The sequence below is a fragment of the Streptomyces sp. RK9 genome (assembly GCF_045070545.1).
GTDB lineage: Bacteria > Actinomycetota > Actinomycetes > Streptomycetales > Streptomycetaceae > Streptomyces > Streptomyces alboflavus.
This window is the reverse complement of sequence record NZ_CP173703.1, coordinates 3,511,014-3,526,044: the sequence shown is the minus strand read 5'-3', so window position 1 is coordinate 3,526,044 and position 15,031 is coordinate 3,511,014. Positions and strand designations below refer to the sequence as shown.

Genomic DNA, 15,031 nt, shown 5'->3' with positions numbered 1-15,031 from the left:
GGGTCGGCCGCGGAGCGGGTGGGGATCAGACGCTGCTGGTGCGGCGGGCGGTGCGGCCGGATATCTGCACGCGGTCGACGACGCCGGTGACGGGATCGCGATGGAAGCGCCCGCCGGGCTCGCGCCGCCCGGTGACCGGGTCGACGAGGTCGCAGGTGAGGTCCGCGTGACAGACGAGCGGCAGCGGCAGGTCGCCGTCGACGGACAGCGCCGGAGAGCCGTCCGCGTCGAGCGTGATCCGGTACTCCGTGGTGCCGTTGTGGTAGGTGCCCGCGCACTCGGGCAGCGCGACGGGGTCGCCGTGGCGTGGGGTGGCCGGAGCGGTCGGCACCCGGAGCCCGGTGATCCGGGTGAGGTCGTCGGCGAGGTCCTGCCAGAGGGCGGTGGCGCCGCCCGCGTTGCCGGTGAAGGCGACGACGACGCCGCTCTCGGGTTCGGCCCGCAGGTGGCAGGAGGTGCCCTGGGCGTTGCCGTCGTGGCCGCACCACCAGCGCCCGTCCTCCTGGAACAGTGCGAGGCCGAGCCCCCAGGCGTCGGCCAGGCCCTCGGACTCGGCGCCTTGTTGACGGCTGCGCATGAGGGCGGCGGAGGCGGTCGGCAGCACCGTGGAGCGGCCGACCAGGGCTCTGCCGAGCGCGGCCAGGTCGAGGGCGCTGGCCAGGAGGGCGCCCGCCGGGGCCTCGACGGGGGCGAGGTTCTGCCGGGCCGGGCGGAGCTGTCCGGTCGCGGTGTTCAGCGCGTGGCCGACGGCGGCCGGGCGGGCGGGCGCGGTGTCGTCGAGGAACGCGGGCGCGGTGCCGAGCGGGTCCAGGAGGAGGGCGCGGACGGCCTCCTGCCAGGTCATGCCGGTGACGGCCTCGACGAGGCGGCCGGCGGCGACGTAGCCCGCGTTGGAGTAGGAGAACCCGGCTCCGGGCGGGAACAGGGCGTTCCGGGCGGTGCAGACACCCGAGAGGTAGCGCGAGACGGGGGTTCCGGCGGCGGTGTCGGAGTCGGGCCCCGTCGGCAGGCCCGCGGTGTGACTGAGCAGGTGACGGATCGTTACCTCAGGTAACGCGCGTAGCTCGGGCAGGAACGAGGCCACGGGGTCGTCGGGGTCGAGGTCCCCGTCGTCGGCCAGGAGCATCACGGCGGCGGCGGTGTAGACCTTGGTGACGGAGCCAAGGGGTACGGCCGTGTCGGCGGTGAAGGGGGCACGGACGGCGGCGTCTGCGGTGCCGGTGTGGGCGCTGACGACCTCTGTCCCGGTGTCCACGGCCAGGTGGGCCCCGGGCACGCGGTGGGTCCGGGCGAGTACGTCCAGGCGGTCCTGTAACGCCTGGCGTATCGGGGACGGGTGCCGCTCGACGATCGGCGCGGCGGTGGGGTACGGCATGACGAGGTGACTCCTGTGAACAGTGGTTCATGGAAGGTGACGCGTCGGCCGCCTGGGCTCGGTCGGGCCGGACGCGGTGGCGCGCTTCCTAGGCCCGGACGACGTCGACCGGCAGGTGCCGTACGCCGACGAGGACGGCGGGGTTCTGGTAGGTGACGTCGTCGTACGAGGGGACCCCGAGGTCCCGGTAGCGGTCGAGCAGCATGCGCAGCGCTGTGCGGGCCTCCAGGCGTGCCAGGTGCGCGCCGAAACAGAAGTGGATGCCGTGGCCGAAGGTCAGATGGGGGTTCGGGCTGCGGGCGATGTTCAGGGTGTCCGGGTCGGTGAACCGTGCGGGGTCACGGTTGGCGGCGCCCAGGTGGGCCATCACCAGGGTGTTGGGTTCCAGTTTGTTGCCGCCGAGGACGACGGGCTTGTTGACGCGGCGCCCCAGTTCGGGGAAGGGCGGCAGCCAGCGCAGCACTTCCTCGATGGCCTCGGGGAGGCGTCCGGGGTCGGCGCGCAGCGCGGCGAGCGTGCCGGGGTTGCGGTCGAAGGCCACCAGGGCGTTGCCGAGGAGTGCCGTGGTGGTGATGTGGCCGGCGACGAGGAGGAGGGCGACGAAGCCGACCATCTCCTGGTCCTCCAGGCGGACGCCGTCGACCTCGGCGGCGATGAGCTTGCTGATGAGGTCGTCACCGGGGGCCGCGCGGCGGCGGCGGATGTGGTCGAGGACGTAGCCGTTCATCTCGCGCACGGTCGGCGCGATGGCCTCCAGGGCGCGCTCCAGGTCGGCCATGTCGGGCGACTCGCCGAGCTGGTCGCCGCCGAAGAGGGTGGCGGCCCACTCCTGGAACAGGGGCTGGTCCTCGACCGGGATGCCCAGGAGGTCGGCGATGACGATGATGGGCAGCGGGTAGGCGAGCGCGTCCACCATGTCGATGCGGTCGCGGTCCTCGACGGCGTCGAGGAGGCGGGCGCAGACGGCCTCGATGCGCGGCTCCAGGCCGTTCACCACCCGAGGGGTGAACGCCTGACTCACCAGGGTGCGGAACTTGCGGTGCTCGGGCGGGTCCATCCCCACGAAGTTGCCCTGCCGGAAGGCTTCGAAGTCCTCCTGGGTGGGGGCGATCGGGGTCATGTCGGAGGAGTACGTCGCAGAGTCGCTGAGCACGGCGGCGACGCCTTCGTGGTCCACGACGTGCCAGACACCCTGCGCATCGTCGTACCGGACGGGCCCGGCCTCGCGCAGGGACCGCCATCTTTCGGTCAGCGTGTCAAACAATAAGTGGCCCTGTGTGGATGGCTTGTTCGTCACTTTTCTCCCTTGGGTGGGGGCGTGGGGCGAGTGCCGTGGCCCGGGGGGCATCGGCCCCTGACAGGCGGGTGCCCCGCGCGCAGGGGGCGGCGATACGCGGTGCTGGTGCGCGCGGCGTGCCGGGAGGCCGCCTTGGGGGCGTCTCTCGCGCAGGGCAGGGCAGGCGGTAGTGACGGGCGGCGTCCTACGCCCGTGCGCCTGTCATCTGTCCGTCATCGGGGCCGCGCGGCCCAGCTCAACACGCCCGACTCATCGCACCGCGGCCTTCCGTGCCTCCATGAGCCAAGGGCGGCACCTCTTGCGCGAACCAAGCCGACATCACTCATCCCCCAGTGAAACGTTCCGCGCAGCCGTTGCGCGGGGCTTCCCCATGCGTCCAGCAGGCGTGGCACGGGTCCGCAGCGGCCCCGGCGTCCGGCGGCGGACGACCCCTTGAAGGGATACGTTCCGGCGCTTTGCACCACGCGCATTCAGAGCATCCGCGCCACAGTTTTCACGGTGGGTCACCCGGAAGCAACCCCCTGAAGTTGAACGGAGGGTGCTTCTGCCATGCGATTTCCGTAACTGCCGAGTAGCTTCGGGGCGCCCCAGCTGACATCGCAGCGGTCCCCGGTGGACCGCCGAGCCGCCGTGTACCCCGGCACCTCGCTACCAAACTCCTGACCGCCGGCAGTGCGCCGTACCGCTCGCGCCTTTCCAGCCAAACATGCCGCTCACCTGCGACGGAAGAAGAACTTCCGGAACCAGACGACGCCGCAATGAAGGAAGATGAACGGAAACGAACGGATGCGTTCCAGGTGCGCCCCGTCGGCGATCCGAGCCAACTGGGCATGATCAAGCGGCGAAGCACGCTCTACGCCGGTAGAGCGACGTGGCCGGTTTTCGCCGGGGGCACAGGGGGCGCACAGTCACTCACTGTGCGCGGGCACACGCTTCCAACAGGTGGGGAACTCGCCATTACATCCCGACGAATTACCATTGGCCAACGCTTGGCGCCCGACTGTCACATCCTGCGCCGGCACACGACGGCTCGGTCGATCTCGGCGACCAGGCGGATCAGTCCTGCGGAAGGACGATCGGGCGCACCGGTATCGGGTGCGGGAACAGGTCGCCGCCCCTCCAGGCCGATCAGCCGATCGAGGCGAGCCGGCTGGCTCGTGCCACCGCTCCCCCTTGCTCGGAGCAGGGTCAGCGCCCCTCGCGAAATCCCGTTGCCCCACCGGAACCGCCCTGCTGAAGTGACCGCATGGATCACACAGCGGTGCTCGCGGCGTACGACCGGCAGATTCGGCAGAACCTGGACCCCGACGGCCCCGGTGTGGTGGTCGAGCGGGCGGACGGTGTCGTACGCCGCGTGGGCGGCGCCCACGACTGGAACGGCGTCGTGTGGTCGGACCTGGACGAGAGCACCGCGGACGCGGCCATCGCCGCGCAGGTGCGCCACTTCACCTCGCGCGGCCTGGAGTTCGAGTGGAAGGCGTACTCCCACGACCTGCCCGCCGACCTGCCCGAGCGGCTCCTCGCGGCCGGGTTCACCCCCGAGGACCCCGAGACGCTGATGGTCGCCGCCGTGGACGAACTGCCCCTGGACGCAGGTCCGCCCGAGGGCGTCCGCCTTGCGCCGGTGACGGACGCGGCCGGCGTGCGGCTGATGATCGACGTGCACGAGCAGGCCTTCGGCACGGACGGCACCGCCCTCGGCAAGCAGCTGCTCGACCAGCTCACGACCGCGCCGGACACCATCGCCGCGGTCGTCGCCCTCGCCGGTGACGTCCCGGTCAGCTCGGCCCGCCTTGAGTTGTGCCCCGGCACCGACTTCGCGGGCCTGTGGGGCGGCGGCACCGTCACCGAGTGGCGCGGCCGGGGCATCTACCGCGCCCTGATCGCCCACCGCGCCCGCATCGCCGCCGACCGCGGCGTGCGCCACCTCCAGGTCGACGCGTCCAGCCAGAGCCGCCCGATCCTGCGCCGCCTCGGCTTCGCGGAGCTGGGCACGACGACGCCGTACGTCCACAAGCCGTGAGCCGGGCCCGGGCCGGGGGGGGCGCCGACGCCCCCCCGGCCCGGCCGGACCCGCCCCGCCCTCAGGTATTGGGCGGCGTCTCGTCCGGGAAGATCTTCGTGACGACCTTCCCGCCCTTCGTCAGATAGCCGTGCAGCATGCCCGGGCTGCTGTGCGGCGCGTCGAACTCGCCGTTCGGCGCGAGCGCGATCACCCCGCCGTCGCCACCGAGCTTCGGCAGCCGCTTGACGATCACTTCGTACGCCGCGGACGCGACGTCAGCGCCCTTGAACTCCACCAGGTTGGAGATCGTCGAGGTGGCGGCGCCCCGGATGAACACCTCTCCGGCGCCGGTGGCGCTCGCGGCGACCGTGCTGTTCTTCGCGTACGTCCCCGAGCCGATCAGCGGTGAGTCACCGACGCGGCCGGGCAGCTTGTTGGTCATGCCGCCGGTCGAGGTGGCCGCCGCCAGGTCGCGCCGTCTGTCGACGGCGACCGCGCCGACCGTGCCCTTGGACTGCGCGTCGGCGAGGGCGGCGGGCGAGTCGGTGCCACGGTCACCGCCCTTGGAGCCCCCGGCGCCCGGGGAGCCCTTCAGGCCCTTGTCCGCTCCCCCACCGCCCCCATCGCCCCCACCGCCCCGCTCCGCCGCCTTGGCGGCCATCAGGGCGTCCCAACGGGCCTGCGTCCAGTAGTAGTCCTGGGTGACGGTCTTCAGGCCGTGCCGTGCGCCGAAGTCGTCGGCGCCCTCGCCCGCGAGCAGCACGTGCGGGGACTTGTCCATCACCGTGCGGGCGCCCGCGACGGGGTTGCGCAGGCTCTTCACGCCGGCCACCGCACCCGCTTTCAGGTCCGAGCCGCGCATGATCGACGCGTCCAGCTCATGGCCCGCGTCCGCGGTGAACACGGCGCCCTTGCCCGCGTTGAACAGCGGGTCGTCCTCCAGCTCCACCACGGCCGCCTGCACGGCGTCCACGCTGGAGCCGCCCTTGTCGAGAACCTTCTGCCCGGCCCGCAGGGCCTTGCCGAGCCCGTCCCGGTAGGCCTTCTCGCGCTCCGGGGTCGTCTTGTCGCGGTCGAGCGCGGTCCCGGCCCCGCCGTGCACAGCGAGGACCACGTCCCGCGCGTCCGGCTTGCCCTTCCCCGCGGGGCGCTCCCCGTGCGCGGCGGGCACGGAGCGGCCGTCGGGCTCCCGGCCGTCTCCCTGGGGGACGGCCACCGCGGTCACGGTGACCGCGGCGGCGGTGGCGAGGACGGGAATCAGCCAGGTCAGGGGGCGTCTGCGCATCGGCACTCCTCGGCAGAGGGAACGCGGGCGTCCACGGTAATGGCATGGCCATGGCGCCTGCCAGAGCGCCTCCTCCGCCCCGGCCCGCACCCCCGTCACACGCCCCGCACCCCAAGGCTCGCCCCTGAGCCGCAGGCCCCCCGTCAGCGGATCGGCAGCCCCGACAGCGTGCGGGCGATCACCAGGCGCTGGATCTCGCTCGTGCCCTCGAAGATCGTGTAGATCGCGGCGTCCCGGTGCATGCGCTCCACCGGGTACTCCCGCGTGAAGCCGTTGCCGCCGAGGATCTGGATCGCCTGGGCGGTGACCTTCTTCGCGGTCTCGCTCGCGAACAGCTTGGACATCGAGCCCTCGGCCGACTCGAACTTCTTGCCCGTGGTCGCCATCCAGGAGGCCCGCCACACGAGCAGCCGGGCGGCGTCGATCTGCGTCCGCATGTCGGCCAGTTGGAAGGCCACGCCCTGGTTGTCGATGATCGGGCGGCCGAACTGCGTACGCGTCTTGGCGTACTCCAGGGCCTCCTCGTACGCGGCGCGGGCCGTGCCCACCGCCATCGCGCCGACCGCCGGTCGGGACGCCTCGAACGTCGCCATGGCGGCGTTCTTCAGGCGCGCCCCGTCCTTGTCGGCGCTCTTGGCGCGCTCACGCGCGCGGGCGAGGCGCTCGTCCAGCTTGTCCTTGCCGCCGAGCAGGCAGGAGCCGGGGACGCGCACGTCCTCCAGGACCACCTCGGCGGTGTGCGAGGCGCGGATGCCGTGCTTCTTGAACTTCTGGCCCTGGGACAGACCGGGGGTGTCCGGCGGCACGATGAAGGAGGCGTGCCCCTTGGAACCCAGCTCGGGGTCGACCACCGCGACGACCACGTGGACGCTCGCGATGCCGCCGTTGGTCGCCCAGGTCTTGGTGCCGCTCAGGACCCACTCGTCCTTGGCCTCGTCGTACACCGCACGGGTGCGCATGGAGGCCACGTCGGATCCCGCGTCCGGCTCGGAGGAGCAGAAGGCGGCGACCTTCACGTCGTTCACGTCGCCGTACATCTGCGGGATCCAGGTGCCGATCTGCTCCTCGGTGCCGTTGGCGAGGACGCCGACGGCGGCGAGGCCGGTGCCGACGATGGAGAGGGCGATGCCCGCGTCGCCCCAGAAGAGCTCCTCCATCGCCATGGGTATGCCGAGCCCGGTGGGGTCGAAGAACTGCTGGGCGTAGAAGTCCAGGGAGTAGATGCCGACCTTCGCCGCCTCCTGGATCACCGGCCAGGGCGTCTCCTCGCGCTCGTCCCACTCGGCGGCCGCGGGGCGGATCACATCGGCGGCGAACCCGTGGAGCCAGTCCCGGACCTCCTTCTGCTCGTCGCTCAGCTCCATGGTGAACTCGGCCATGACCCCTCCAGGACTGCGGAACCCTGCTACGTTACTTCCGGTAACTGGAGTGTGTTACCGGCCGGTAGCCGATGTCAACTCCCGGCAGCCCGTTCGATGCGCACCCTCGCGCGAGTGTTACGTTTCGCGTGCGTCAGGCATTTCGCACGGCGCGTGCGTCACGCAATCGCACGGGCGGAGAGACACCCCATGGAGACCACGCAGCGGACCGACCAGCAGCGGTCCGCCGAGCAACGGCGGCGCGAGCTTCTGGAGGCGGCCGACCGCGTCGTGCTCCGTGACGGACCCGGCGCCTCGATGAACGCCATCGCCGCCGAGGCGGGCATCACCAAGCCCATTCTGTACCGGCACTTCGGCGACAAGGGCGGACTGTACGCGGCCCTCGCCAAGCGGCACACGGACGCCCTGCTCGCCTCGCTGCGCGCCGCCCTCGACGCCCCCGCCGAACGCAGGGAGCGGGTGGAGGCCACGCTCGACACCTACCTCGCCGCGATCGAGGCCCGCCCGCAGGTCTACCGCTTCCTGATGCACCCCTCGGAGGCGGGCCCCGCCGGCGACCAGGGCGGCTTCGACGTCGGCCTGCACTCCGCCCCGCTCCTTCGCCGCCTCGGCGAGGAGCTGGCCGAGGTCATCGAGGAGCGCGTCGACCTCGGCCCGGAGAGCGCCCGTCTCGCCCGGGTCTGGGGCCACGGGATCGTCGGCATGATGCACGCGGCCGGGGACTGGTGGCTCGGCGAACGGCCCTGCTCGCGCGCCGAGTTGGTGGGCAGCCTGGCCGACCTGCTGTGGGGCCGGCTCGCGGCGGCGGGCAACCGCATGGGCGGGCCCGGCTTCTGAGAGCCTCCTGCACGCCCCTCTGACGAAAGCCTCCGCACGCACCCCCGAGAGCTTCCCGGGCGGCGGTGACCGCGGCTCAGGCCGTGGTCACCGCGGCTCCGGCGCGCGTCGCCCAGGGAGCCTTCGCCGCCTGCCGGAGCACCCGGCGGCGGCGCCACCCGGTGACGTGATCGGTGTACACCCCGCCCTCCAGGTGGTCGTACTCGTGCTGCAGGCAGCGCGCGAAGAATCCGGTGCCGTGCACCCGCACCGCGTCCCCGCGCATCGTGAAGCCCTCGAGGACCGCGTGGTCGAAGCGCGGGGTCGCCGCCTCGAGGCCCGGCAGCGACAGACACCCTTCCGGCCCCCGGACGCTCACGCCGTCCACATCGACAAGACGCGGGTTCACCAGGTGCCCGAGGTGGCGCACGTCCTCGTCGTCGGGGCAGTCGTACACGAACACCCTGAGACCCACGCCGACCTGGTTCGCGGCCAGGCCGACGCCCCTGGCCGCGTACATCGTGGCGAACATGTCCTCGACCAGCGCGGCCAGTTGGGGACCGAAGTCGGTCACCTCCGCGCCGGGGGTGTGCAGCACGGGGTCGCCGAGCAGGGTCAGGGGTCGTACGCGCCCTGAGGCGCCCGGGATCGAGCCGTGTCGCATGGCGGCAAGAGTACGGTCCAGGGGAGAGCAGCAGCGTGAGCAGGTGGTGTGATTCGGGCTTGTCCGCCGATCTCGATAGGCTGGCCCGACACGATGCCGGGCAGGCGCGGCGCCGTACGCAAGGAGGATCACGAGAGATGGCAGGACACCCTGGCAGTGCAGACCCGCTGTCGCCGCGGGCCAAGCTGGCCGTGACGGCGGGCAAGGCGGCCGCGGCGGTGTCGCGTGCGGCGGGCCGCGGCAGTGGATCGGTGATCGGCGGCAAGGTGGCCCTCCGGCTCGACCCGGAGCTCCTCGGCCGGCTGGCCACGCACCTGGACGTGGTGCTGGTCTCGGCCACGAACGGCAAGACCACCACGACGCGGCTGATCGCCGAGGCCCTGCGCGCCAGCGGCCCGGTCGTCTCCAACGCCCTCGGCGCCAACATGCCTGCCGGAATCACCTCCGCGCTCGCGGGCGGCTCCGACGCGCGGTTCGGCGTCATCGAGGTCGACGAGAAGTACCTGGCGGGCGTCGCCCGTGACGTCGACCCCAAGGCGATCGCGCTCCTGAACCTCTCCCGTGACCAGCTCGACCGCGCCGGTGAGACCCGCATGCTCGCCGAGAAGTGGCGTGAGGGCCTGGCCGGTTCCAAGGCCGTCGTCATCGCCAACGCCGACGACCCGCTGGTCGTGTGGGCCGCCTCCTCCTCGCCGAACGTCGTGTGGGTGGCCGCGGGCCAGGAGTGGAAGGACGACGCCTGGTCCTGCCCGGCGTGCGGCGGCGTCATGCAGCGCCCCGGCGACGACTGGTTCTGCGGCGAGTGCGGCTTCCGCCGCCCCGCCCCGAGCTGGGCCCTCTCCGGTGACTACGTCCTCGACCCGCACGGCTCCGCCTGGCCCATCCACCTCCAGCTCCCCGGCCGCGCGAACAAGGCCAACGCCGCCTCGTCGGCCGCCGTCGCCGCCGTCTTCGGCGTGCCCCCGCAGGTCGCCCTGGAGCGGATGTACCAGGTGCAGGCCGTCGCCGGCCGCTATGACGTCGTCCAGTTCCAGGGCCGTGACCTGCGGCTGCTGCTCGCCAAGAACCCGGCGGGCTGGCTCGAAACGTTTTCGCTGATCGACCCGGCGCCGGCCCCCGTGGTCCTGTCGGTGAACGCCCGCGGCGCCGACGGCACGGACACCTCCTGGCTGTGGGACGTCGACTACACCCGCCTCGCCGGGCGCCCGATCTTCGTACTCGGCGACCGCAAGCTGGACCTCGCCGTCCGGCTCGAGGTCGCGGGCCTGGACTTCCGTGTCTGCGAGACGCTCGACGAGGCCGTGCAGCTCGCGCCGCCCGGACGCATCGAGACGATCGCGAACTACACCGCGTTCCAGGACCTGCGCCGCCGCGTGGGCAACTGAGGCCGCCGGACTCCCCAGCACTTCGAGAGCTTCGTAGGGACCAATGAGCATGAGCGACAACAGCCTGCGTCTGGTGTGGGTCTACCCGGACCTGCTGAGCACGTACGGCGACCAGGGCAACGCCCTCGTCGTCGAGCGCCGCGCCCGCCAGCGCGGCCTCCAGGTCGAGCGGTACGACGTCCGCAGCGACCAGCCGGTGCCGACCTCCGGCGACATCTACCTGATCGGCGGCGGCGAGGACCGCCCGCAGCGCCTGGCCTCCGAGCGGCTGCGCCGCGACGGCGGTCTGCAGCGGGCCGTCGGCAACGGCGCCATCGTCTTCTCGGTGTGCGCGGGCTACCAGATCCTCGGCAACGAGTTCATCAACGACCTCGGCCAGCGCGAGCCCGGCCTCGGCCTGCTCGACGTGGTCTCCACCCGCGGCGAGGGCGAGCGCTGCGTCGGCGACGTCCTCGGCGACATCGACCCGCAGCTCGGCCTGCCCGAGCTGACCGGCTTCGAGAACCACCAGGGCATCACGCACATCGGCCCGGGCTCGCGCCCCTTCGCCCGCGTCCGCCTCGGCAAGGGCAACGGCACGGGCGACGGCACCGAAGGCGCGTACAACGGCACGGTCTTCGGTACGTACATGCACGGCCCCGTGCTCGCCCGCAACCCCCTCATCGCGGACCTGCTCCTGAAGCTGGCCCTCGACGTGAACGCACTGCCGCCGACGGACGACCGTTGGTACGAGGCGCTGCGCGGGGAGCGGATCGCCGCCGCCCAGCAGCCTGCGTAGCGCGGGGGGTTTCAGCCCGTCCGGCGATTGAGGACGAGCGCGGAGCGCGATCGGCGGGAGCCGGGGACACGTCCAGCACTCGGACGAGCTAGGGGGACAGTCCCCCGTCCCCGGTAGGGTGGCCGCGTTCCAGCCGGACGACGGGGTCCGGTCACCGACCCACGTGGCAAAGGTAATCCGTGCTATGCGCATTGGTGTCCTGACCTCCGGCGGCGACTGCCCCGGCCTGAACGCCGTCATCCGGTCCGTCGTCCACCGCGCCGTCGTCGACCACGGCGACGAGGTCATCGGCTTCCACGACGGCTGGAGGGGCCTGCTCGAATGCGACTACCGCAAGCTGGACCTGGACGCGGTCGGCGGCATCCTGGCCCGCGGCGGCACGATCCTCGGCTCGTCCCGGGTGCAGCCCGCCCATCTGCGTGACGGCGTCGAGCGCGCCAAGGGCCACCTCGTCGACCTCGGCCTGGACGCGGTCATCCCGATCGGCGGCGAGGGCACGCTGAAGGCGGCCCGGCTGCTCTCCGACGCGGGCCTGCCCATCGTCGGCGTGCCGAAGACCATCGACAACGACATCGCCGTCACCGACGTGACGTTCGGCTTCGACACGGCCGTCGGGGTCGCCACCGAGGCCCTCGACCGCCTCAAGACCACCGCCGAGTCGCACCAGCGCGTCCTGATCGTCGAGGTCATGGGCCGGCACACCGGCTGGATCGCGCTGCACTCCGGCATGGCGGCCGGCGCGCACGCCATCGTCGTCCCCGAGCGGCCCTTCGACATCGAGGAATTGGCGAAGAAGGTCGGCGAGCGGTTCGAGGCGGGCAAGAAGTTCGCGATCGTCGTGGCCGCCGAGGGCGCCAAGCCCCGCGAGGGCAGCATGGAGTTCGACGAGGGCGTCAAGGACGTCTACGGCCACGAGCGGTTCGCGGGCATCGCCCGGCAGCTCTCCCTCGAACTGGAGCAGCGCCTCGGCAAGGAGGCCCGCCCGGTGATTCTCGGCCACGTACAGCGCGGCGGCACCCCCACGGCGTACGACCGCGTGCTCGCCACCCGCTTCGGCTGGCACGCCGTGGAGGCCGTGCACCGCGGCGAGTTCGGACGGATGACGGCGCTGCGGGGCACAGACATCGTGATGGTGCCGCTGGCCGAGGCCGTCGAGACGCTGAAGACCGTGCCGCAGGAGCGGTACGAGGAAGCGGAGTGCGTGCTCTGAGCCGGTAGCCCGCATTTCACGTACTCGCCCCCGGTCGCAGGCGCGGCCGGGGGCGGTTCTACTCTGGTGCGGACACACAGCGCACAATCTGCACGAAACAGGAGCCAGCGGATGGATCACAGCGGGCACGGCATGCATGGCATGAACATGGATCTGCCGCCGTTCACGCTGGGGCGAGGCCTGGAACCCTCGGCCGACCCCTTCTTCCTCATCGGCTGCCTGGTGGCCCTCGCCCTGTACGGGTGGGGCGTCGTCCGCCTGGTGCGGCGCGGCGACAAGTGGCCGGTGGGCCGCACGGTCTCGTTCGTCGTGGGCGTCCTGACCATCCTGCTCGTGATGTGCACGAAGCTGAACGACTACGGCATGGTCCTGTTCAGCGTGCACATGGTGCAGCACATGATCATCAGCATGCTCTCGCCGATCCTGCTGCTCATGGGCGCGCCGATCACGCTGGCGCTCCGGGCGCTGCCGGTCGCGGGCCGCGGCCGCAAGGGCCCGCGCGAGCTGCTGCTCGCCCTGCTGCACAGCCGGTACGTACGGATCATCACGCACCCCGCGTTCACGATCCCGCTGTTCATCGCGAGCCTGTACGCGCTGTACTTCACGCCCCTCTTCGACACCCTGATGGGCTCCAAGCCCGGGCACATCGGCATGATGGTGCACTTCCTCGCCGTCGGCCTGGTGTTCTTCTGGCCGATCATGGGCGTGGACCCGGGCCCGCACCGCCCCGGCTATCTGATGCGGATGCTGGAGCTCTTCGCGGGCATGCCGTTCCACGCGTTCTTCGGCATCGCCCTGATGATGGCGTCCGAGCCCATGATCGACACGTACAAGAACCCCCCGGCCTCCCTCGGCGTCGAGGCGCTCGCCGACCAGAACGCCGCGGGCGGCATCGCCTGGGCGTTCAGCGAGATCCCCTCGGTGCTCGTGCTGCTCGCCCTGCTCTTCCAGTGGTACCGCTCCGACCAGCGCGAAGGCCGCCGCAAGGACCGTGCCGCCGACCGCGACGGGGACAAGGAGCTGGAGGAGTACAACGCCTATCTGGCGTCACTGGCGGCACGCGGACGCTAGCGGCCGGGTGGCATCGCGGGTGAGGATGGACTCAGGCCACGGTTCGGCGCCCGGGTGACCGGACGCCCGACCTGCGTTTGAGGAGGCAGGGCGATGCCTGGTTCTACGAAGACGATGGGCGCGTTCACCATCGGGGGGCTCGTGATGGTGACCGCGTACACGGTGGCGCTCGGGAGCAACGGCTGGCTGTGGTTCGGCTGGGTCGTGCTCGGGCTCCTCACGGTGGCGATGGTGCTCTCCCGCCCCACGTGAGCGGTGGGGCGTCGGCGAGGCGGACCGCGCCGACGGGCAGGTGCCGCTCAGAAGCTGAACACGTGCCCCGTCGACGCCGCCATCTCGCACGCGTTGCCGTACGTCCGGTGCCAGTCGACAGGACGCCCCTGGAAGCTGCCGGTCGCGCCGACGGTGACCGGGGCGTACTCCTTGGTGCAGATCCGGTCCTCCCGCGGCAGCCCGTCGAAGTCGCCACCCGCCCGGTCCAGCTCCGCGCAGGCCTCCCGGGCGAAGGGGTGGTGCCCCGACGGCTCGGGCACACAGCTCAGCAGCACCCCGCGGATCCAGGTGTCCGCGTCACCCGACACGGTCAGGAAGACCTCGTGCTTGCCGGGCGGAGCCTCGGCGGGCGCGGCCGCCGACGGCACGGCCCCCGCGGCGGCCGCGGCGCACGCGAGCAGGGCGGCCGAGGTGACGGTGAGCGAGCGCATGGGACCTCCGGGAGGCAACGACGGACGCCGGTCACGGACGGTGCCGTCAGGGACGTCGGGCACCGGCCAGAGCACCCCGCGGCCTCCCGCCCCGCAAGCCGCCGCGCCGGTCACTCCCCCGTACGGGGCCGACGTCTCCCCCGGACGGACGCACTCCGGGAACCGCACGTCCCACGATCCACAAGACCCGAACGGGCTCTCGCGCACGCGCCCGCGATTGACTACTGTGCGTCGGCACCACCCCCGGGGGAAGGCGGCACCCGCATGTTCTACCTAGTGCTCAAGTACGTGCTCCTCGGGCCACTGCTCCGGCTGATGTTCCGCCCCAGAATCGAAGGTCTGGAGCACATTCCGGAGCACGGCGCGGCCATCGTCGCCGGGAACCACCTGTCGTTCTCCGACCACTTCCTGATGCCCGCGATCATCAAGCGGCGCATCACGTTCCTGGCGAAGGCCGAGTACTTCACCGGGCCCGGCATCAAGGGACGGCTCACCGCCGCGTTCTTCCGCAGCGCCGGCCAGATCCCGGTGGACCGCTCCGGCAAGGAGGCCGGGCAGGCCGCGATCCGCGAGGGCCTCGGCGTGCTGCGCAAGGGCGAGCTGCTCGGCATCTACCCGGAGGGCACCCGCTCGCACGACGGCCGCCTGTACAAGGGCAAGGTCGGCGTCGCCGCGATGGCGCTCAAGGCGCAGGTCCCGGTGATTCCCTGCGCGATGATCGGCACCTTCGAGGCGCAGCCGCCGGGCAAGGTCGTCCCGCGCTTCCAGCGCGTCACGATCCGCTTCGGCGAACCCCTCGAATTCTCCCGCTACGCGGGCATGGACGGCGAGAAGGCGGTCCTGCGCGCGGTCACGGACGAGCTGATGTACGCGATCCTCGGCCTGTCCGGGCAGGAGTACGTGGACAAGTACGCGGCGGTGGTGAAGGCGGAGGAGGCCGAGGCGCGGGCGGTGGCGGGGCGGAAGTTCCCGAGGATGCCGCTGAGCTGAGGATGCTGCTGAGCTGAGGATGCTGCTGATTTGAGGCTGCCGCTGCGTCGAGGTGCGGCGCCGCGGGCCCGG

The 15,031-nt window shown here is 72.0% G+C and carries 14 protein-coding genes; 8 read left to right on the top strand and 6 right to left on the bottom strand.

Going from position 1 to position 15,031, the window contains the following annotated elements; genetic code table 11:
- Positions 1 to 25: 25 nt before the first annotated feature.
- Together AB6L24_RS14570 and AB6L24_RS14565 are read right to left on the bottom strand one after the other, a co-directional pair.
- Complete coding sequence (locus tag AB6L24_RS14570; protein ID WP_405655595.1) at positions 26 to 1,375, bottom strand: serine hydrolase domain-containing protein; 1,350 nt, start codon at positions 1,373 to 1,375, stop codon at positions 26 to 28.
- An 88-nt stretch (positions 1,376 to 1,463) separates the two neighbouring features.
- Positions 1,464 to 2,552 carry a cytochrome P450 gene (locus AB6L24_RS14565; RefSeq protein WP_405655594.1) on the bottom strand — a complete coding sequence of 363 codons (1,089 nt, stop codon included), beginning with the start codon at positions 2,550 to 2,552 and terminating at the stop codon, positions 1,464 to 1,466.
- 1,366 nt (positions 2,553 to 3,918) lie between these two features.
- Here AB6L24_RS14565 and AB6L24_RS14560 point away from each other — a divergent pair.
- Complete coding sequence (locus AB6L24_RS14560; RefSeq protein ID WP_405655593.1) at positions 3,919 to 4,695, top strand: GNAT family N-acetyltransferase; 777 nt, start codon at positions 3,919 to 3,921, stop codon at positions 4,693 to 4,695.
- Between the two features lie 61 nt (positions 4,696 to 4,756).
- Here the strand turns inward: AB6L24_RS14560 and AB6L24_RS14555 are convergent, their stop codons facing one another.
- Entirely contained in the window at positions 4,757 to 5,962 is a 1,206-nt protein-coding gene (locus tag AB6L24_RS14555) for an isoaspartyl peptidase/L-asparaginase family protein (RefSeq protein WP_405655591.1), read from the bottom strand.
- Positions 5,963 to 6,105: 143 nt separating this feature from the next.
- Positions 6,106 to 7,341 (bottom strand): acyl-CoA dehydrogenase family protein, encoded by a 1,236-nt coding sequence (locus tag AB6L24_RS14550; protein ID WP_405655589.1) that lies wholly within the window; start codon positions 7,339 to 7,341, stop codon positions 6,106 to 6,108.
- Positions 7,342 to 7,530: 189 nt separating this feature from the next.
- Here AB6L24_RS14550 and AB6L24_RS14545 point away from each other — a divergent pair, with 189 nt between their 5' ends.
- The gene (locus AB6L24_RS14545; protein ID WP_380858526.1) at positions 7,531 to 8,178 is read left to right on the top strand and encodes a TetR family transcriptional regulator; all 648 of its coding nucleotides are present in this window, start codon (positions 7,531 to 7,533) and stop codon (positions 8,176 to 8,178) included.
- Positions 8,179 to 8,254: 76 nt separating this feature from the next.
- On the opposite strand, the gene def is transcribed toward AB6L24_RS14545, so the two are convergent.
- Positions 8,255 to 8,821, bottom strand: a complete 567-nt coding sequence (gene def, locus AB6L24_RS14540) for a peptide deformylase (protein ID WP_405655588.1) — start codon at positions 8,819 to 8,821, stop codon at positions 8,255 to 8,257.
- A 137-nt stretch (positions 8,822 to 8,958) separates the two neighbouring features.
- Between def and AB6L24_RS14535 the strand changes: the two genes are divergently transcribed.
- The 5 genes from AB6L24_RS14535 (at position 8,959) to AB6L24_RS14515 (ending at position 13,517) form a co-directional block, all read left to right on the top strand.
- Positions 8,959 to 10,206 carry a MurT ligase domain-containing protein gene (locus AB6L24_RS14535; RefSeq protein WP_030362405.1) on the top strand — a complete coding sequence of 416 codons (1,248 nt, stop codon included), beginning with the start codon at positions 8,959 to 8,961 and terminating at the stop codon, positions 10,204 to 10,206.
- A 49-nt stretch (positions 10,207 to 10,255) separates the two neighbouring features.
- Positions 10,256 to 10,984 carry a type 1 glutamine amidotransferase gene (locus AB6L24_RS14530; protein ID WP_030362404.1) on the top strand — a complete coding sequence of 243 codons (729 nt, stop codon included), beginning with the start codon at positions 10,256 to 10,258 and terminating at the stop codon, positions 10,982 to 10,984.
- 184 nt (positions 10,985 to 11,168) lie between these two features.
- Positions 11,169 to 12,194: a 6-phosphofructokinase gene (locus AB6L24_RS14525; protein WP_405655586.1), complete on the top strand. Its 1,026-nt coding sequence runs from the start codon at positions 11,169 to 11,171 to the stop codon at positions 12,192 to 12,194.
- A 111-nt stretch (positions 12,195 to 12,305) separates the two neighbouring features.
- The gene (locus AB6L24_RS14520) at positions 12,306 to 13,265 is read left to right on the top strand and encodes a cytochrome c oxidase assembly protein (RefSeq protein WP_405655585.1); all 960 of its coding nucleotides are present in this window, start codon (positions 12,306 to 12,308) and stop codon (positions 13,263 to 13,265) included.
- A gap of 93 nt (positions 13,266 to 13,358) precedes the next feature.
- The gene (locus tag AB6L24_RS14515) at positions 13,359 to 13,517 is read left to right on the top strand and encodes a hypothetical protein (RefSeq protein ID WP_380858513.1); all 159 of its coding nucleotides are present in this window, start codon (positions 13,359 to 13,361) and stop codon (positions 13,515 to 13,517) included.
- A 47-nt stretch (positions 13,518 to 13,564) separates the two neighbouring features.
- Here AB6L24_RS14515 and AB6L24_RS14510 read toward each other — a convergent pair whose 3' ends face one another.
- Positions 13,565 to 13,969, bottom strand: coding sequence for a subtilase-type protease inhibitor (locus AB6L24_RS14510; protein ID WP_405655584.1), 405 nt, complete (start codon positions 13,967 to 13,969; stop codon positions 13,565 to 13,567).
- Between the two features lie 264 nt (positions 13,970 to 14,233).
- Between AB6L24_RS14510 and AB6L24_RS14505 the strand changes: the two genes are divergently transcribed.
- The gene (locus AB6L24_RS14505) at positions 14,234 to 14,959 is read left to right on the top strand and encodes a lysophospholipid acyltransferase family protein (protein ID WP_380858507.1); all 726 of its coding nucleotides are present in this window, start codon (positions 14,234 to 14,236) and stop codon (positions 14,957 to 14,959) included.
- The last annotated feature ends 72 nt before the right edge of the window (positions 14,960 to 15,031 follow it).